Below are 17428 nucleotides of genomic sequence, written 5' to 3'. Positions count from 1 at the left end.
GCAATAGGTGCTAGCAGCTATTGAATTCATAGCAAATACCAGTATGTCCACCGCACTCCGCAAACCTCTGTTGCCGCTGGACGATGCGCTGTCCCGGTTGCTGGCGACCGTGCAACCCCTGGCCCAGACGGAGGTGGTGCCTACCGGCGATGCTGATGGTCGCGTGCTAGCGCAGCGCATTGTCTCGGGATTGCAGGTGCCACCGCGCGACAACAGCGCCATGGATGGCTATGCGGTACGCGTGGACGACCTACTGGCGGAACGGGATGCCATGCCCGTGTCCCAGCGCATTGCCGCCGGCAGTGTGGGTACGCCGCTGCAGCCTGGCACGGTAGCCCGCATCTTTACCGGGGCGGCAGTGCCCCTGGGCGCGGATGCGGTGGTCATGCAGGAGGATTGCACGCTACTCGACGCACCCGATGTCTCACATCTGCCGCGCGTGCAGGTTCACAGCATGCCGCTACCGGGCCAAAACATTCGGCGTTCGGGCGAGGATGTCGCCCGTGGCGACGTAGTGCTGGCCGCCGGCACCCGCCTGGGGCCGGCTGAACTGGGCTTGGCCGCCAGCGTGGGTATGGCCCAACTGCAGGTGGTTCGCAAGCCACGCGTGGCATTGTTCTCCACCGGCGATGAGCTGGTGCTGCCCGGCACAGTGCCACCTGAGCAAATGCCACCCGGTGCCATTTACAACTCGAACCGATTTTTTCTCAGTGCCATGTTGCGCCGTTTGGGTTGCGAGGTGACCGACCTGGGCATCGTGCCCGATCGACTGGACGCCACCGTGCATGCCCTGCAGCAGGCGGCTGCAAGCCACGACCTGGTGCTGACCAGTGGCGGCGTTTCGGTGGGTGAAGAAGACCATATCAAGCCCGCCGTGCAGTCCCTGGGCCAGCTGGACCTGTGGCAAATTGCCATGAAGCCCGGCAAGCCGTTTGCACACGGCCGTGTGGGTGCCGCGCATTTCATGGGGTTGCCGGGCAATCCCGTGTCCAGCTTTGTGACCTTTGCGCTGCTGGTTCGTCCCTTCCTGTTGCGTTTGCAGGGCGTGTCGGACGTTGCTATGAAAAGCATAGCTGCCCGTGCAGATTTTGACTGGCCCAAGGCCGACAAACGCCGCGAATTTCTGCGCGTGCGCCGTAACGACCATGGCGGGTTGGACCTGTTCACCAACCAGAGCTCTGGCGTGTTGACGTCCGCCGTCTGGGGTGATGGCCTGGTCGACACGCCACCGGGGGAGCCCATTGCGTATGGCGCCACGGTGCGCTACATCCCCTTCAGCGAGTTGCTGGCATGAAGGTCACCGTGCGCTACTTCGCATCGGTGCGCGAGGCCATGGGCACGGGGACCGAGCAGTTGGACACGCAGGCCGCCACCCTGGAGGCCCTGCGTGCCGAACTGGTGGCGCGCGGTGGCGCCGGGGCGGATGCGCTGGCTCCCGGCCGCGCGGTGCGCATGGCGTTGGACCAGGTCATGAGCCCCGCCTCTGCGCCGCTCACGCCCGGCTGCGAAGTCGCTTTTTTTCCGCCCGTTACCGGGGGCTAGCCTCCAGTTCGGCGCTGAGCATCACTAGCCGCTCGGTCAATGTGCTGGACGCCGCCGTCATGGGGGCACGCAATTCGGCTTGCATCAATCCTTGTTGTGCCAGCAGTGCCTTGATCGGGCCAGGATTCGGCTCTGCAAACAACGCCTCAATCAGCGGCAGCAGCGGGCGCCAACGCCTCTGCGCTGCCGCTAGTTCGCCGCGCACAACCTGCTGCATCAGGGCCACCAGGTGCGTCGTGTGCACATGGCCGCTGGCCGCAATGGCGCCGGTGCCACCCAGCGCCAGCGTGCCGAAGATATTCAGATCGTCGCCCGCCAGCACCCGTAGTTGCCCATCGGCAATCAGCGCCTGTGTCTTGGCCATGTCTCCACCGCAGTCCTTGATACCCACAATGTTGGGGTGCTGCGCCAGGGTGCGCAGCGTGGCCAGGGTCAGTTGCACGCCGGTGCGTGCGGGAATGTCGTAAATCAGCACCGGCTGCGCACTCGCATCGGCAATCGCGCTGAACCACTGCACCAGCCCGGCTTGCGAAGGCCGGATGTAGTGGGGCGCTGGCACCAACAGCCCCGCCAGCTTCTGTGGGTGCAGGGTCCGCACCCAGTCCAGCGTGTCGGGCAGGTGGTAGCCCGACAGGCCCATCACCAGTGGCAGGCCCGGGGCCGCCTGCGCCACCGTATCCAGCACAGCCAGTTGCTCGTCGGCGCCCAGCGCTGCAGCTTCTCCTGTGGAGCCGCATACCACGATGCCGGCAATGCCTTGCGGTACCAAGTGCTGTACCAGTATGCGCAAGGCCGTGTGGTCCACGGTGTGGTTGTTGAAGGGCGTGACCAGTGGAATCCAGAGGCCGGAGAAAGTGTCGTCAGTAGCGTGCACGCGAACATCCTTTGCAGAAACAAGACCGATGGAAAGAACCATCGTCAGCTGCGCGGCGGGTTGCGGAAAACAGGGGAAGGGTGTTGTTCGCAGTTCCATCGCTCATCTGAGGACGGAACCGCAGCTCCGGTCAAATGAGCTTGGGTTTTTTGGATTTGCTGGCCGCCACCGCGCGTGCGCCCACCAGGGCCAGAGTGGCCGTGGCAAAGAGTACGGTGAAGGCAAACATGGACACATGCTAGCACGGTGCCACAATCGCGTCATGCCCTCTGACGCCATTTCAGCCGCCCGTGTCCGCATCCAGCAACAACCCTTCGATGTGGCGGAGGAGGTGGCCGCCTTGCAGGCCGGCGATCCGCGCGTGGGCGCGGTGTGCACCTTCGTGGGCACGGTGCGCGACCGCAACGTACCCGGTGCCGCAGGTTCGGTGCAGACCATGGAGCTGGAGCACTACCCCGGCATGACCGAAAAGTCCATCGAGGCCATGGTAGACGCCGCCTTTGCCCGCTTTGACATTCTGGGTGCCCGCGTCGTGCACCGTGTGGGCGTGTTGCGGCCAACTGACGGCGTTGTGCTGGTTGCCGTGACCTCGGCGCATCGCGGCCAGAGCTTCCAGGCTTGCGAATTCCTCATGGACTACCTCAAGACCCAGGCACCCTTCTGGAAGAAGGAGCAGACCGCTGAGGGCGCGCACTGGGTGGACGCCCGCGTGAGCGACGATGCGGCCCTGGCCCGTTGGGGCATAGAAGCGCGCAACGCCTGAACGCCATCCGTCAAAAAGCGTAGCAACCCTGCCGCAAAAACAGGCGAAATCCAGCCTGCGCCCTCTACAATGTTCCGAGGCTGGCGTGTTGGCGCATTGTCCGTTTGCGGCCAGCTTCATCTCTCATTCAACAAGGGCGGACATGGATTTCCGGCTACGTGGGCTGCGTTGGTGTGTTGCAGTGGTCGCCACGCTGTGGAGCGCCTGCGTTTGGAGTGCCGCGCTAGCCGTGGACTACCGCTGCGACGGCTTGACTGTCGCGCAGATTGTCCAGACCCGTGGCGAAGGTTGGACTACAGCCGAAGACGGCAAGGTCCCCGTAGACCCACAAGACCATTCCTGCTGGATCCGCATCGCTAGCTTGCCCCAGGGCCACGCGCTGGAGGCCGTGAACCGGCTGTCGTTTGCCGACCTCAATGTGCAGCGCGTCAATATCGCCTTATTCGATGCCCATGGCAAGCCGCTCGGCCAAGCCCTTCGGCTGGGCCAGAGCAGTGGCGTATTGGTGACCGGCCTGCGCGCCATCTTCACCCCTGATGCCGCGGCAGCCTTTCCGCTGTATGCCCGCTTTGAACCAGCGGCAGGCGCATTGGCCTACCCGGGGCTGGCACGCACGCTGCTGGTGGAGGCCGTAGTGCCCGAGGACAGCTTGCGGGAGGAGCAGGGCGTAGACCTGCTGAATCACAGCGGCGCGGTGTTCCTGTTTACCACCGCCCTGGTGGCATTGTTTTTCGGCATCACCCTGCGTGACGCCAACTACGCCATTTACGCCATCTATGCCACGCTGCAGTCCATCACCATCTTCACCAAGAGCGGTCTGCCGTTTGTGTTGAATGTGAGTTCGCCGCTGTGGCTCAACGCCTGGATCTTCAACTACCTTGTGGGCGTACTCTCCGTCTTGCTCAGCGTGCGCTTTGGTCGCTTTGCCAAGCACAGCCCACGCACCACCAAGGTGGCGTATGGCGTGGCGCTGATGTTCGCCGCCATGATCCCCATGCACTACCTGCTGCCAGGGCTGGCCAATGTGCTGATCTACGGCTTGGTGCCCGTGCACTTTCTGGTGCTGTTGACGGGCAACTGGCGTGGCTGGCGCACTGGCGAGCGGGGCTGCGGAATCCTGCTGCTGGGCCTGACCCCGATTGCCGCCTACTGGCTCACCTTCCTGCTCTACAGCGTCGTGCTGCGCGAACCCATGCCCACGGAGCTGGCCTTGGGCTCTACCTTTGACTTTGTACGCACTTTGCTGCTGCCCATCGCCTTTTGCTACGGTATTGCTGAGCGCACGCTGCGACTGCAGCGCGAAACCGCGCGCATGGCTCGCTTCGATCCATTGACGGGCCTGCTGAACCGTGAAGGCATACGCCAGTACGGCCAACTGCTCATTGATGAGGGCCATGTGCCCTGCGTGCTCATGCTCAATGTTGAGCGCTTCCACGCCATCAATGAAACCCTGGGCCCTACGCTGGGTGACCGCATCCTGCAGGAGGCGGGCAAGCGCCTGCTGGCGGTGTGCAAAAGCCATTCCAAGGCGCGCGTGGGCCGCATGCATGCCGACCAGTTCTGTCTGATCTACCCCAACCAGCTCACGCTGGTGTCGGTACGGGAAGAAATTGAGTACGAGTTCAATCACCCGGCCGAGGTTGAGGGGCAGGCCGTGGATATCGCCCTGGCCGCGGGAGCGGCCTTGGTGGTGGCCAGCCAGCCTTCCATGGCGCAGCTGCTACGCAATGCCGAGATTGCGCTGGACGCTGGCCGCGCCCAACACAAGAACTGGATGGAGTACCGCGCCGAGCTTGAGACCAGCCAGCGCGCTGACCTGGATCTGCTCTCCGAGCTCAAGCGTGCCGTGGAGGCTGGTGAGCTGCGCCTCTATCTGCAGCCCAAGGTCCGGTTGGCAGACGGTGCCGTGCAAAGCGCCGAGGCGCTGGTGCGATGGGAGCATCCGCGCCGCGGCCTGATACCGCCGGGTGAATTCGTTCCTTTTGCCGAGAAGACCGGGCGCATCACGCTGCTCACGCGCTGGGTGCTGGAGGAGGCCATGCGCATGGTGGCCAATTACCGTGCCCAGGGCCGGCCGCTGCAGATTTCGGTCAACCTGTCGACCTTTGACCTAGGCGAGTTGGGGTTTGCCGCGCGGGTCGCCGCGCTGGCGCGTGATACCGGCGCCGACCCTGCCGACATTCGCTTGGAAATCACCGAGAGCGGCGCCATGCAGGACCCCGCCGCAGCGCTGGATGTCATGAATGCGCTGACCCGTGCCGGCTTCAGCCTGTCGATTGATGATTTTGGTACCGGCTATTCCTCGCTGGCCTATCTGCAAAAAATGCCGGTGGCCGAGCTCAAGATTGACCGCGCCTTTGTGCGCAATGTGCGTGCCGGAACCGATGAGGCCTCGCTGCTGGAGTCCACCATTGCCCTGGGCCACCGCCTTGGCTTGAGTGTAGTGGCCGAAGGCGCCGAGAACGCCGAGGAATGGGTGCTGCTGCGCTCCATGGGCTGCGACTATGCCCAAGGCTGGTACGCGGCCAAACCCATGCCGGTTGCTGAATTTGAACGCTGGTGTGCTGCACAGGTTCCTTTTTTGCCATAACTTTAAAAACGATAGGGAGAGTGGGCTATGCACTGGCTGTCACACGGTGTTGAGCAACTGATTGCCTCCTGCGCAGACGAGGGCTACGCCCCCGATGTGCTGGTGGTGGGCTCAGGCTATGGGGGCTCGGTAGCCGCTTTGCGGTTTGCCGAGCGCGGGCAAAGCGTGGCCGTGCTGGAGCGCGGCAACGAATATGTGGCGGGCGAGTTCCCCACCGACTTCGGCCAGTTCGGCGGCTTTGTGCGGGCCGAGGTGGGCGGCGACATGGAGCGCGAAAAAGGCCCGGCCGCCATTGGCTACGAAGATGCGCTCTTTGACTTTCGCGTGGGCACCCGGGCCACGGCGCTGGTGGGCAACGGATTGGGTGGCGGCAGCCTGATCAATGCGGCCGTGGCCTTGCGCCCTGATGCGCGCGTGTTCCAGCAAGTGGCCTGGCCGGCCCCCTTGCGGGAGGCCTCGCTGGATGCGGACTACGCCCGCGCAGCCGCAGTGCTGGAGGTGCAACTGCCCGACGCCCAAAGGGCCTCGCCTGCCTGCGTTCCGCAGCACACCTTGAAGTACCAGCGCCTGCAGGACATCGGCCAAGCCGCGGCCAAGCGCTTTGCCAACGCACGCCTGTCGGTGACCACCGAAGACGTGCCCCTGGCGATTGAGTTCCGCAAGGACACCCCACTGGACTTGGGCCCGCGCGATGCCTGCGTGGGCTGCGGCGATTGCTGCTCGGGCTGCAACCACGACGCCAAGCTCAGCCTGAACAAAACCTATTTGCCGCGTGCCGCCAAGCTGGGTGCGCGCATGTTCACGGGCGTCAGCGTGTTGCATGTGCTGCACCAGCCCGACGTGGCCCACCCCGGGCGCGACTGGGTGGTGCACTGCGTGCGCACGACTGAGCGCGGCGCCTGGGAGCAGTCGTTTGATGCGCCGGGCGGAGCGCTGAACGCGGACTACGAGTTTGTGGTGCGCGCCGGTACTGTCGTGCTCAGTGCGGGCACGTTTGGTTCCAGTGAAATTCTGCTGCGATCCCACCAACGTGGTTTGGCAGTAGCCCACACCTGGCTGGGCCGGGGCATCTCGGCCAATGGCGATGACCTGAGTGCCGCCTATGACCTGACCGAGACGGCCAATGCGGTGGGGCAGGGCAGCGGACCTGCGTTTCCCGAGAAAGTGGGCCCCACCATCAGCGGGGTGATCCGTTTCCATGACCACCTGGACCACACCCAAAGCACGGTGACTGAGGATGGCAGCATTCCGGGCATGCTGTCGCCCATCGTGGGCCAGGCGCTCGCCACTCTGGGCATCCTGCCGCAACTCGCGCGCTTTGGTCTGCGGGGCCATGCGGGGCAAGACCCTTTGGCCGAGCGAGCCGATGCGACCGCGCGCAGCCTGGTCATGTTGGGCATGGGCCATGACTCCTCCGCGGGCCGTGCAGAGCTGGCGACCTCCCATTCCCGTGTGCAGTGGTCGTGGGGCAAAGATGCCCAAGATCCTGCACCCCTGCTGCACCGTAGTCGCGCCAGCAGTGTGGAGGGAGCCGGCGCAGAGTTTTTGCCCAACCCCGCCACCGGCGTGCTGCCCGACAAGATTGCCAGTGTGCTCAGTGGCCCCAAGGGGGACACCAGCTGGATCACCGTGCACCCTCTGGGCGGCTGCCGCATGGCAGGTTCGGCCGCGCAAGGGGTGGTGAACCATCTGGGCCAGGTGTTCCTGCCCGACGGCCGCGTGCACAGCGGCCTTCTGGTCATGGATGGCTCGGTCATTCCTATGTCGCTGGGCGTCAACCCCTTGCTCACCATCACGGCGCTGGCCGAGCGGGCCTGCCGCCTCTTGCTGGCACTGCCGCATGAGGAGTCCACGCAACATGCGTTGCCCCCGCACCCACCCCGGCAGAGCACCGTGCACGCCGTACCCGATGCACCGCGCGGCGCGGTGATGGCCGAAGTGTTGCGCGGCACCTTGGCGCCCGCGACCCATGCAAACATCCCGAACTGGCTGCAACCACAGGGCGATGCCATGGGCGTGCCCGCGGCCCTGTTTCTGGAAATGGACGTGCAGGACTGGACCCAACTCTGGCAGGACCCCACCCATACCCTGCACGCCATCCCCGGCACACCCACGGCCAAGCGACTCACCGCATCGCGCGTAGTGGTGGACCGACCCGGAGCGCCACCGCTGGTGCTGCAAGTCACAGGCGGGCAAGTGCAGATGTTTGCGCAGGTGCAGGAATGGCTGGGCGCGCGTATCAGCCGCGCCATTCGTGCCGGCTTGACTTATGCCATCGCACGCTGGATACCGGACGCAGCGCATCCCAAAGACCCCAAGGATGAGAAAGCAGGCCCGAGCACATGGGCCATGCTGCACGATGGCGCCATGATGCTATGGAACGCCAGCGCCGCACGCACATTTGACTACCGCCTGGAGCTGCTCGACCCCAGCGATGGCCAGCAGCGCTACCGGCTGGTGGGGTCCAAGTTCATCCAGCCGGCGCTGGGCTGGTGCGAGCTGTGGCAGTGGGGCAAGCGCAAGCTGCGCATCGGTGGTTGGCCCGCGCCGCAGCGGCGCAGTGTGTGGGACCAGCTCACCCAACTGGATGTGCGTTTGCTGCAGGCCAGTGACGGTGCTGAGCTGGCCAGTGGCCGCCTGTGCATGGATATCCCGGAGATGGTCCGTCGCATTGCCCCGCAAATGAAGACTGGTCCGGACACGGTCAACGCGCTGGCCGCGTTCATCAGCTACCCGCTCATGGTGCTGCGCTATGTGGTCAGCTGCTGCATGCTGGACTTTCGCCTGCCGGACTACAAACCCGACCTGCCCGCAAAGGACCCGCTGGCGGGTCCGGACCATGGCCATTTCGAATTGTCCGCAGACCAGTACCCGCCTATGCAGTTGGCCGGCGGGCAGGTGGTGCTGCCGCAAGCTCCAGTGTGTTTGACCGTGCCCCTGCGCGCCAGCACCCAGCTGTCGCCCGATGGCGCTCCACCCCAAGACAGCACCGACTGGATTCGCATAGGCCTCGTGCGCTATGCCCAGCCGCAGGTGGAATCCAGCGTTACGGCCCAGGGGTTGCGGCGCTTCAAGTCCATCGTGCTGCTCAACGGCTTTGCACAAAACACCTTGCCCTTTGTGGCCGAGGAATTGGGGGAGCGGGCCTTGGCGGCCATGCTCTACGCGCAGGGCTGGGATGTCTGGCTCATGGAGTACCGCGTCAGCCCCTTCCTGCAGGCATCCACCCGCCTCTCTAGCATGGACGATATCGGCGCCTGTGACCTTCCCGCCGCGGTGAACCATGTGCTCAAGACTTTGCAGGAGGAACGCCAACATGCGCCGCTGCTGCCAGGTCAAGTCAGCGTGTTCAGCCACTGTGTGGGCTCGGCATCCACTGCCATGTCCCTTCTGGGTGGACACCTCACGCACCCGGACGGACAGCCCAAGGTGGCTGCCGTGCTGTTCTCGCAGTTCCAGCCCTATGTGATCGGCTCGGTGACCGCCCAGATGCGGCTGCAGGTGGCCTCGCTCATGGTCAATGCCCTGGGGCTGGAGTTCGTGGAGTTTGCTGCGGGCACGGCCCAGGCCGATGGCTTGCATGCACTCATGGACCGCTTCTTTGCAAGCTTTGCCTATGACGAACACGAGCGCTGCCCTGGTGAGCACGACCTGCGCGTGCCGCACCCGGACAGCACCTCCTGCAAGCGCATGGCGGGCTTCCTGAGCCGGTTGTTCCGCCACGACCAGCTGATTGAGAGCCAACCCGGACGCCCCGGCACCCACGAGAAGCTGGACTTGTACTTTGGCCGTACCAATCTGGGGGTGTTTTTGCACGGTGCCAAATGCGTTGAGTACGAGCACCTGGTAGATGCGGATGGCCAGAACATCTATGTGACCGATGAAAACGTGCGCCGCTACCTGGGTATGCCGGTCATGCTGATGCATGGCGCGGACAACGTGCTGTTTGACAAGGAGTCGTTGGAGGAGACCAAACGGCAGTTCAGCCGCGCCTTTGGTGCCGAGCGTCTGGCCACCAAGTTGGACCGTTTTCTGGTGGCGCCCGACCATGCGCATTTTGATTGCACCATTGGCAAGCGAGCGCCCGAGGTCATCTTCAGCGAGGTGGTGGACTTTTTCAACCAGGCCCAGGCCGCCGAGCTACCCGCGCCCGCCACCCAAAACCGGTTGCGTGCGCGCCTGCCGCGCACCGGACCCCTCGCAGGTTGGGTACGGCGTGAGGGTGATCAGACCCTGGTGCGTGTGTGGATGGAGGTGGACAACAGCCAGGCTGATACCGCGGTGGCCGCCATGACGCTGCTATCGGTGGGGCGCCAACGCGTGGTGCACGCGTGGGAGTTGCGCAGCAGTCCGCTGGAGGGGCTGGTGGGGGTGAGCGCGGGGGCCGTGCCTGACCAAAGCATTGTGTACGCCGTGGCCGACGTGGCTGTGCCCGCGAGCTGGACGGGCCCCATCACCGTGGCCATGGTGAGCCTGCACCGTATTGCAGCCGATGCGCCTGCCAGTGACGATGCTGTAGCGGCCCACCACTGGCCCGAAGGCTGGGGCGCCCCGGTGACGGTGGATGAAGTGGTGCAAAACGGCGGCCGCAGCCCTGTGCCCACGGCAGAGGGGCCGGTCACCGTACCGCGCGCGGATGATGCGCAGCGCCGGGGCGCGGTGCACGGCCCCTTGCTGGGGGCCGGTGCCCAAGACTCCATCCGGCCGATGTCCTTGGACCTGACGGTGGACGACGCCGTGCTGCTGCTGCGCCCCTTGGCCCATTTGGTGGGCGAGCAACGTGCCATCGCGCTCAAGGCGCAGCCCGGCACCTTGTCGCGCCAGCGCCGCAGCCTGCGCTGGATGGGTGAGTGCGTGCTGCGCCTGCGCGGCAGCACCTTGGTGCCGGGCGCCAAGCTGCGTTTTGTGGCGTCCACCTGCCGCCATCCCGGCATTACCGAACTGGAGGCTGCGCGCAGCGACCACACGCTACAGGCGCTGGCCGCGCAGCAACGTGCCGAGCCTGCTTCATTCATGTGGATGCTGGGCGACCAGATCTATGCCGATGCCCGCGCCGGGTTGGCGTCCAGTGCCTCGCCCATCGAAATGCTGCTGCCGCGCTACCGCGAAGCCTTCGGCTCGCTGGGCTTTCGCCAGCTCTCACGCAGTCTGCCGATGTACATGGTGATGGATGACCATGAAATCAGCGACAACTGGAGCCGCGACGAAGCCAAACTCAGCACGGCCCGGGCCGTGCTGGCGCGCAATGCGCTGAGTGCCTTTGCTGCGTTCCAGCGTGCCCATGGACCTGAGCCTTTGGGGCCGCAGGGGCACGACGGTGCAGTCACGCATGAGGTAGCAGCTTTCCTGTCGCTGAACACCCGTATCCACCGCGACCGCGCGCTGGGCCCCCAGGGCCAACGCCGCATTCTGGCGGAGGGGCAATGGCAATTGCTGGAAGATTGGTTGCTGACCGAGCAGGCGCGCGGAGCGCACCCCAAGTTCATTGCCACGGGATCGGTACTGGCGCCGGGCCTGGTGCAGGCTTCGGGCAGGCCCTCGCCACGCGACAGCGACAACTGGCAGCTGGTCGAACCCGAACGCCGCCGCCTGCTGGATTTCATCGCGCAGCGGCAGATCAGCAATGTGGTGTTTCTCTCGGGCGATTACCACTGCAGCGCCACGGCCACCATTGCGTTCAGCCACAGCCCCGTGCGGGCCTACGCGCTGGTTACGCCGCCACTACACGCGCCGTTGCGGTTTGCCAATGTGTCGCCCGCCGATGTGATTCCCCATGAGGTGCTGCCGCTGTCGGGCGGCCAGGCTGATATCCGCGCCCAAGCCTGGAATGGCGATGGCTGGCTGGCCTGCGAAGTGCAGCGCCAGGCGGCAGGGGGCTACCGGGTAACGGCACGCTTCACCACCCTGCGCATGGACATCGCGGTGCCAGACCATGTCAGCGAAGTCTGGGAAATGGACTAGCGTCCCGGGTTGATCTGGGTCAACATGGGGGCAATGGCCGGCGCAGCTTGGGGGCTACTGTGCGCTGGCGCACTTGAAAAGAGGGGTGGTAGCCCCCAAGCTGTGAAGCATCTGAAATAACAGTCGCGGGAGCAGCAATGCGAATCGAAAAACTCACCACCAAATTCCAAGAGGCCCTGAGCGAAGCCCAAAGCCTGGCCTTGGGCAATGACAACCAGTACATCGAGCCGGTGCACGTGCTCGCCGCCATGATCCGTGTGGACGATGGCCCCAAGGCGCTGATGAACCGCGCTGGTGTCAACGTGGCAGGCCTGCTGGCGGCTGCCGAGGCGGCCATCAAACGCCTGCCCCAGGTGCAGGGGCACGAGCAGGTGACTGTAGGCCGCGACATGGTGAGCCTGCTACAGGCGGCCGAGAAGGAATCCATCAAGCGCGGCGACCAGTTCATCGCTGGCGAGTTGTTCTTGCTGGCGCTGGCTGATCACAAGGGCGACGCCGGCAACCTGGCCCGTGCCAACGGCCTGACCCGCAAGAGCCTGGAAGCTGCCATCGACGCCGTGCGCGGCGGCCAGAACGTGGACAGTGCCGACGCCGAAGAACAGCGCGAATCGCTCAAGAAGTACTGCATTGACCTGACCGAGCGCGCCCGCCTGGGCAAACTGGACCCGGTGATCGGCCGCGACGATGAAATTCGCCGCGCCATCCAGGTGCTGCAGCGCCGCACCAAAAACAACCCCGTGCTGATCGGCGAACCCGGTGTGGGCAAGACCGCCATTGTGGAAGGCCTAGCCCAGCGCATCGTGGATGGCGCCGTGCCCGACTCGCTCAAAGGCAAGCGCGTGCTGAGCCTGGACATGGCCGCGCTGCTGGCCGGTGCCAAGTTCCGCGGCGAGTTCGAGGAACGCCTGAAGAATGTGCTGAAAGACCTGGCCAAGGACGAAGGCCAGACCATTGTGTTCATCGACGAGCTGCACACCATGGTAGGTGCCGGTAAGGGCGAGGGCGCCATGGATGCCGGCAACATGCTCAAGCCCGCGCTGGCGCGCGGCGAGCTGCATTGCGTGGGCGCCACTACGCTGGACGAATACCGCAAATACATCGAGAAGGACGCTGCGCTGGAGCGCCGCTTCCAGAAGATTCTGGTGGGCGAACCCACGGTGGAAGCTACCATCGCCATTCTGCGCGGCCTGAAAGAGCGCTACGAAACCCACCACGGCGTGCAGATCACCGACCCCGCCATCGTGGCGGCGGCCGAGCTTTCCCACCGCTACATCACCGACCGCTTTTTGCCCGACAAGGCCATTGACCTGATCGATGAGGCCGCATCCAAGATCAAGATCGAGCTGGACTCCAAGCCCGAGGTCATGGACAAGAAGGACCGCCGCCTGATCCAGCTGCAGATCGAGCGTGAGGCCGTGAAACGTGAGAAGGACGAGGCTTCGCAAAAACGCCTGGAGCTGATCAACGAAGAGATCACGGCGCTACAAAAAGAGATTGCCGACCTGGACGAGCTGTGGAAGGCCGAGAAGGCCCAAGCCCAAGGCTCCAAAACCATCATGCAAGAGGTGGAGAAGCTGCGCTTCCAGATCAAGGAGCTAACCGACAAGGGCGACTTCAACAAGGCCGGCGAACTGCAATATGGCAAGCTGCCTGAGCTGGAAAAGCGTCTGAAGGACGCGCAGGCGCAAGAAGCCGGCAAGACCAAGGACGCCAAGGACGGGGGCCGTACCCAACTGCTGCGCACCATGGTGGGTGCCGATGAAATCGCCGAGGTGGTGAGCCGCGCCACCGGCATCCCTGTCAGCAAAATGCTGCAAGGCGAACGTGACAAGCTGCTGCAAATGGAAGCCAAGTTGCACGACCGCGTGGTCGGGCAGGACGAAGCCATTGCGGCCGTGGCCAATGCCATCCGCCGTTCGCGTTCGGGCCTGAGTGACCCGAACCGCCCCACGGGCTCCTTCCTGTTCCTGGGCCCCACGGGCGTGGGCAAGACCGAGCTTTGCAAGGCGCTGGCGGGCTTTATGTTTGACAGCGAAGAGCACCTGGTGCGCATCGACATGAGCGAGTTCATGGAGAAGCATTCGGTGGCCCGTCTGATCGGTGCGCCCCCCGGCTATGTGGGCTACGAAGAGGGCGGCTACCTGACCGAGGCTGTGCGCCGCAAGCCCTATAGCGTGCTGCTGCTCGATGAAATTGAAAAGGCCCACCCGGACGTGTTCAACGTGCTTCTACAGGTGCTGGACGACGGTCGCCTGACCGACGGCCAAGGCCGCACCGTGGACTTCAAGAACACGGTGATCGTGATGACCAGCAACATCGGCAGCCAGCTCATCCAGAGCATGGTGGGGCAGGACTACGAGGACGTCAAAGAGGCCGTGACCGGCGAGCTGAAGAACCACTTCCGCCCCGAGTTCCTGAACCGCATTGACGAAACCGTGGTGTTCCATTCGCTGGACGCTGCCAACATCGCCTCGATTGCAAAGATCCAGCTGGCAACGCTGATGGGCCGCCTGGCCAAGATGGACCTGACGCTAAGTGTGAGCGATGCGGCCGTGGCTGAACTGGCCAAGGTCGGTTTCGACCCCGTGTTTGGCGCCCGCCCCCTCAAGCGCGCCATCCAGCAGCGCATTGAGAACCCGCTGTCCAAGCTGCTGCTGGAAGGCAAGTTTGCGCCCAAGGCCACCATCAGCGTGGGCGTGGACCCGATCCAGGCGCCGGGGGAATTCAGCTTCCGCTAGGCGGCTGCAGGGCGGGGTTAGAGGAAAATAAGCCTCTAGCCCCCGTCGTTATTGCGTTAGCAGCTATTGAATTGATAGTGATGGTGCGGCTTAAGCGTCCCACTGCACGCGTTGCGCCAGCCTCTCAAACGCCATGTCGGCTGCTACCGCCAGCAGGCCCACCAGCACCGCGCCCTGTAATACATAGGCGGTGTTGAAGCCCGACAGCCCCACGATGATGGGCGAGCCCAGCGTCTTGGCGCCCACGGTGGAGGCGATGGCCGCGGTGCCGATGTTGATGATGACCGACGTGCGCACACCGGCCACCCACAGCGGCAGGGCCAGTGGCACCTGCACCTGCCACAGCAGTTGCCACGGCCCCAGGCCCAGCGCGCGGGCAGACTCCTGCACAGGCTGGGGCACGGACTCCAGCCCCGCAATGGTGGCCTGCAGCACGGGTAGAAGCCCGAAGATGGACAGCGCCAGCAGCGCAGGTAACTCCCCAAACCCCACCACCGGCACCGCCACGGCCAGCACGGCCACGGGCGGAAACGTCTGGCCCATGGCGGCGATGGTCTCCAGCAGCGGCCGGAACGCCTTGCCACCGGGGCGTGTGACGCCCAGGCCCGCGGCGGTGCCCACCAGCACCGACACCGCACTGGACAGCAGCACCAAGCCCAGGTGCTGCCACAGCAGCTCGGCCAGCGGCTCCTGCAAGTACACAGGCCGCTCCAGCGCGGGAAACAACGCGGCAAACACGGGCTGCGAATGCGGCAGCCCATAGGCCAGCGCCAGCAGCAGGGCCAGCGTCCATACCAGCCGGTCGTGCCATGGTGCGATGCGCGAGGATTCAGCCATGTACGGCAGGGGCCAGCAGCTCGGCGGCGCTCACTTGACCCACGGTAGCGCCAGCATCATTCACCACGCGCAGGGCTGCCACAGCATGCACCGCCATGCTGGAGATGGCTTCGCGCACGGTGGCGGTGAGGGCAATGCTGGCCTCTGCGGGCAAGTTGAGTGAGGCAGGCACCACCAGCGGCGTTACCAGGGGCGCTATGGGCCGCAGCGACAGCAGCTTGAGCCCGCGGTCCGCGCGACCCAAGAAGTCTTCCACAAAGTCGTCGGCGGGTGCAGACAGCAGCTCCAGCGGTGTGCCCACCTGGGCGATCTGCCCTTCGCGCAGCAACACGATGCGCGTGGCCAGCAGCAGCGCTTCGTCAATGTCGTGGGTGACCAGCACAATAGTTTTGCCGGACGCCTGGTGCACACGTTTGAGTTCGAGTTGCAGGGCTGCGCGTGTCACGGGGTCCAGCGCGCCAAAGGGTTCGTCCATCAGCAGCACATCGGGGTCGGCGGCCAGCGCACGCGCCACGCCCACACGTTGCTGTTGTCCGCCTGAGAGTTGGTGCGGCAGGCGTGTGCGGTACTGCGCGGGCTCCATGGCAAACAGGGTCAGCAGTTCAGTCACGCGTGCTGCGATGCGTTCGCTGCTCCAGCCCAGCAGCTGTGGCACGGTGGCAATGTTGCGCTCCACCGTCCAGTGCGGGAAAAGGCCCCCGGACTGGATGGCATAGCCCATGCGCCGGCGCAGGTCGCGCACGTTGAAACTGTAGATCTCTTTGCCGTCCAGCAAAATGCGCCCGCCGTCATGGTCCACCATGCGGTTGATCATCTTCAGCGCGGTGGACTTGCCCGAGCCCGACGGGCCGATCAGCACCACCAGCTCGCCGCGTCCAATCTGCAGGTTCAGGCCTGCAATGGCGGTGGTGCCGTTGTAGGACTTGCGGGTGTTGTCAAACGTGATCATGCGGAAGGACTTTCGAGCAGCGCAGCCAGCGTCTTGAACAGCGCATCGGCCAGCACAGCCATCAGCACAATGGGCAGCACGCCCAGCATCACCAGTTCGTTGGCAGCGCTGAACAGGCCGTCAAACATCATGGCGCCCAGCCCGCCCGCGCCCACCAGTGCGGTGACGGCGGCCAGGCCAATGGTCTGCACCACCGCCGTGCGCAGGCCCACCAGCAGCACGGGCAGCGCCAGCGGCAGCTCCACCTGCCAGAACAGCTGCCAGGCGCCCAGGCCCATGGCGCGGGCCGAGGTGATCACCGCCACGGGCACCTGTTCCAGCCCGGCCATGGCCGAGCGCACGATGGGCAGCAGCGAATACAGAATCAGCGCCAGCACGGCCGGCGCCAAGCCCACGCCGCTGATGCCGGCGCGCGCCAGCAGCGGGTAGCTTGCGGCCAGCCAGGCCAGCGGCGCCATGAGCAGGCCAAACAGCGCAATCGAGGGCAGTGTCTGAATCACGTTGAGCACCGGGAACAGCGTCTGCCGCAGCCGCTGTTCCCGCGCCATGGCCCAGGCCAGCGGCAGACCCAGCAGCACGGCCGGCAGCACCGCCAGCACCACGATCTGCAAATGCCGCAGCACGGCCGCGCCAAACACATCGCTGCGGTTGGCGTATTCCTTGAGGATGGAAAGGTCCTGCCCCCAGCCCAGGGCCAGCAGCGCCACAAGAGGCAAGGTGGCCAACGTCAGCGCCGCCAAGCGGGGCAGGGTGCGCAGTTGCAGTCGGCCCACGGCGTCCAGGCAGGCCAGCCAGGCCAGTGCCATCAAGCTCCAGAAGCCGGCGCCCAGTGCGGTGCGGGCCAGTGGAGACTCGGTCTGCGCCGCGGCCGTGGCATGCCGGGCCGCTATCACCCACAGCAGCGCCAGCAGCAGGGCCATGCCCATGGCTACCAGGCCTTGTGTGGTGCGACCCTGCGGGCGCAGCACGGCCCCAACCAGCGCGGCAACTGCTAACGCAAAAACCAACCCGGCCGCAGTGGGCAGCAGTTGCCACAAATACACCGGCTCACCCGACAACAAGCGGTTGGGCGCTACGCGTACAAAGGGCAGGGCCCAGGCGGCCAGCAGGCCCAGCACCAGGCAAACGGCCAGCACCGGGTTGCGCGGTGGCGCGTGTGGCGGCTGGCCCATGG

Annotated in this window: 10 protein-coding genes; 6 read left to right on the top strand and 4 right to left on the bottom strand. The window is 65.1% G+C overall.

The window, feature by feature from the left end:
- The first annotated feature begins 43 nt into the window (after positions 1–43).
- Positions 44–1294, top strand: coding sequence for a molybdopterin molybdotransferase MoeA (locus AC07OE_RS04715; RefSeq protein WP_495069411.1), 1251 nt, complete (start codon positions 44–46; stop codon positions 1292–1294).
- On the top strand, positions 1291–1542 hold the full coding sequence (gene moaD / locus AC07OE_RS04710; protein ID WP_495069410.1) for a molybdopterin converting factor subunit 1: 252 nt from the start codon (positions 1291–1293) through the stop codon (positions 1540–1542). The genes AC07OE_RS04715 and moaD overlap by 4 nt, the downstream gene beginning before the upstream one ends.
- On the opposite strand, the gene dapA is transcribed toward moaD, so the two are convergent.
- Positions 1529–2416 carry a 4-hydroxy-tetrahydrodipicolinate synthase gene (gene dapA / locus AC07OE_RS04705; protein WP_495069409.1) on the bottom strand — a complete coding sequence of 296 codons (888 nt, stop codon included), beginning with the start codon at positions 2414–2416 and terminating at the stop codon, positions 1529–1531. The two genes, moaD and dapA, sit on opposite strands and share 14 nt — an antisense overlap.
- A gap of 262 nt (positions 2417–2678) precedes the next feature.
- Here dapA and AC07OE_RS04700 point away from each other — a divergent pair, with 262 nt between their 5' ends.
- From AC07OE_RS04700 to clpB, 4 genes are all read left to right on the top strand, one after another.
- On the top strand, positions 2679–3179 hold the full coding sequence (locus tag AC07OE_RS04700) for a molybdenum cofactor biosynthesis protein MoaE (protein WP_495069408.1): 501 nt from the start codon (positions 2679–2681) through the stop codon (positions 3177–3179).
- Between the two features lie 142 nt (positions 3180–3321).
- Positions 3322–5769: a putative bifunctional diguanylate cyclase/phosphodiesterase gene (locus AC07OE_RS04695; protein ID WP_495069407.1), complete on the top strand. Its 2448-nt coding sequence runs from the start codon at positions 3322–3324 to the stop codon at positions 5767–5769.
- Positions 5770–5796: 27 nt separating this feature from the next.
- Complete coding sequence (locus AC07OE_RS04690) at positions 5797–11730, top strand: alkaline phosphatase D family protein (protein WP_495069406.1); 5934 nt, start codon at positions 5797–5799, stop codon at positions 11728–11730.
- Between the two features lie 137 nt (positions 11731–11867).
- Positions 11868–14468, top strand: coding sequence for an ATP-dependent chaperone ClpB (gene clpB / locus AC07OE_RS04685; RefSeq protein WP_495069405.1), 2601 nt, complete (start codon positions 11868–11870; stop codon positions 14466–14468).
- Between the two features lie 90 nt (positions 14469–14558).
- Here clpB and AC07OE_RS04680 read toward each other — a convergent pair whose 3' ends face one another.
- Genes AC07OE_RS04680 through AC07OE_RS04670 form a run of 3 tightly spaced genes read right to left on the bottom strand, consistent with a single transcriptional unit; the run spans position 14559 to position 17426 of the window.
- A complete protein-coding gene (locus AC07OE_RS04680) occupies positions 14559–15305 on the bottom strand; it encodes an ABC transporter permease (protein WP_495069404.1) in 747 nt (248 codons plus the stop codon).
- Entirely contained in the window at positions 15298–16254 is a 957-nt protein-coding gene (locus tag AC07OE_RS04675; protein ID WP_495069403.1) for an ABC transporter ATP-binding protein, read from the bottom strand. The genes AC07OE_RS04680 and AC07OE_RS04675 overlap by 8 nt, the downstream gene beginning before the upstream one ends.
- Positions 16251–17426, bottom strand: a complete 1176-nt coding sequence (locus tag AC07OE_RS04670; protein WP_495069402.1) for an ABC transporter permease — start codon at positions 17424–17426, stop codon at positions 16251–16253. The genes AC07OE_RS04675 and AC07OE_RS04670 overlap by 4 nt, the downstream gene beginning before the upstream one ends.
- Positions 17427–17428: the final 2 nt, after the last annotated feature.

Source organism: Rhodoferax sp. GW821-FHT09E07, from assembly GCF_059416145.1.
The sequence above is the reverse complement of the archived record's forward strand: the minus strand, read 5'-3'. Positions and strand labels throughout refer to the sequence as shown.

Excerpts from the sequence above, each read along its gene's own strand:
- AC07OE_RS04715 (WP_495069411.1), top strand. The coding sequence starts at position 44 with ATGTCCACCGCACTCCGCAAACCTCTGTTGCCGCTGGACGATGCGCTG.
- moaD (WP_495069410.1), top strand. The coding sequence starts at position 1,291 with ATGAAGGTCACCGTGCGCTACTTCGCATCGGTGCGCGAGGCCATGGGC.
- AC07OE_RS04700 (WP_495069408.1), top strand. The coding sequence starts at position 2,679 with ATGCCCTCTGACGCCATTTCAGCCGCCCGTGTCCGCATCCAGCAACAA.
- AC07OE_RS04695 (WP_495069407.1), top strand. The coding sequence starts at position 3,322 with ATGGATTTCCGGCTACGTGGGCTGCGTTGGTGTGTTGCAGTGGTCGCC.
- AC07OE_RS04690 (WP_495069406.1), top strand. The coding sequence starts at position 5,797 with ATGCACTGGCTGTCACACGGTGTTGAGCAACTGATTGCCTCCTGCGCA.
- clpB (WP_495069405.1), top strand. The coding sequence starts at position 11,868 with ATGCGAATCGAAAAACTCACCACCAAATTCCAAGAGGCCCTGAGCGAA.
- AC07OE_RS04680 (WP_495069404.1), bottom strand. The coding sequence starts at position 15,305 with ATGGCTGAATCCTCGCGCATCGCACCATGGCACGACCGGCTGGTATGG.
- AC07OE_RS04675 (WP_495069403.1), bottom strand. The coding sequence starts at position 16,254 with ATGATCACGTTTGACAACACCCGCAAGTCCTACAACGGCACCACCGCC.
- AC07OE_RS04670 (WP_495069402.1), bottom strand. The coding sequence starts at position 17,426 with ATGGGCCAGCCGCCACACGCGCCACCGCGCAACCCGGTGCTGGCCGTT.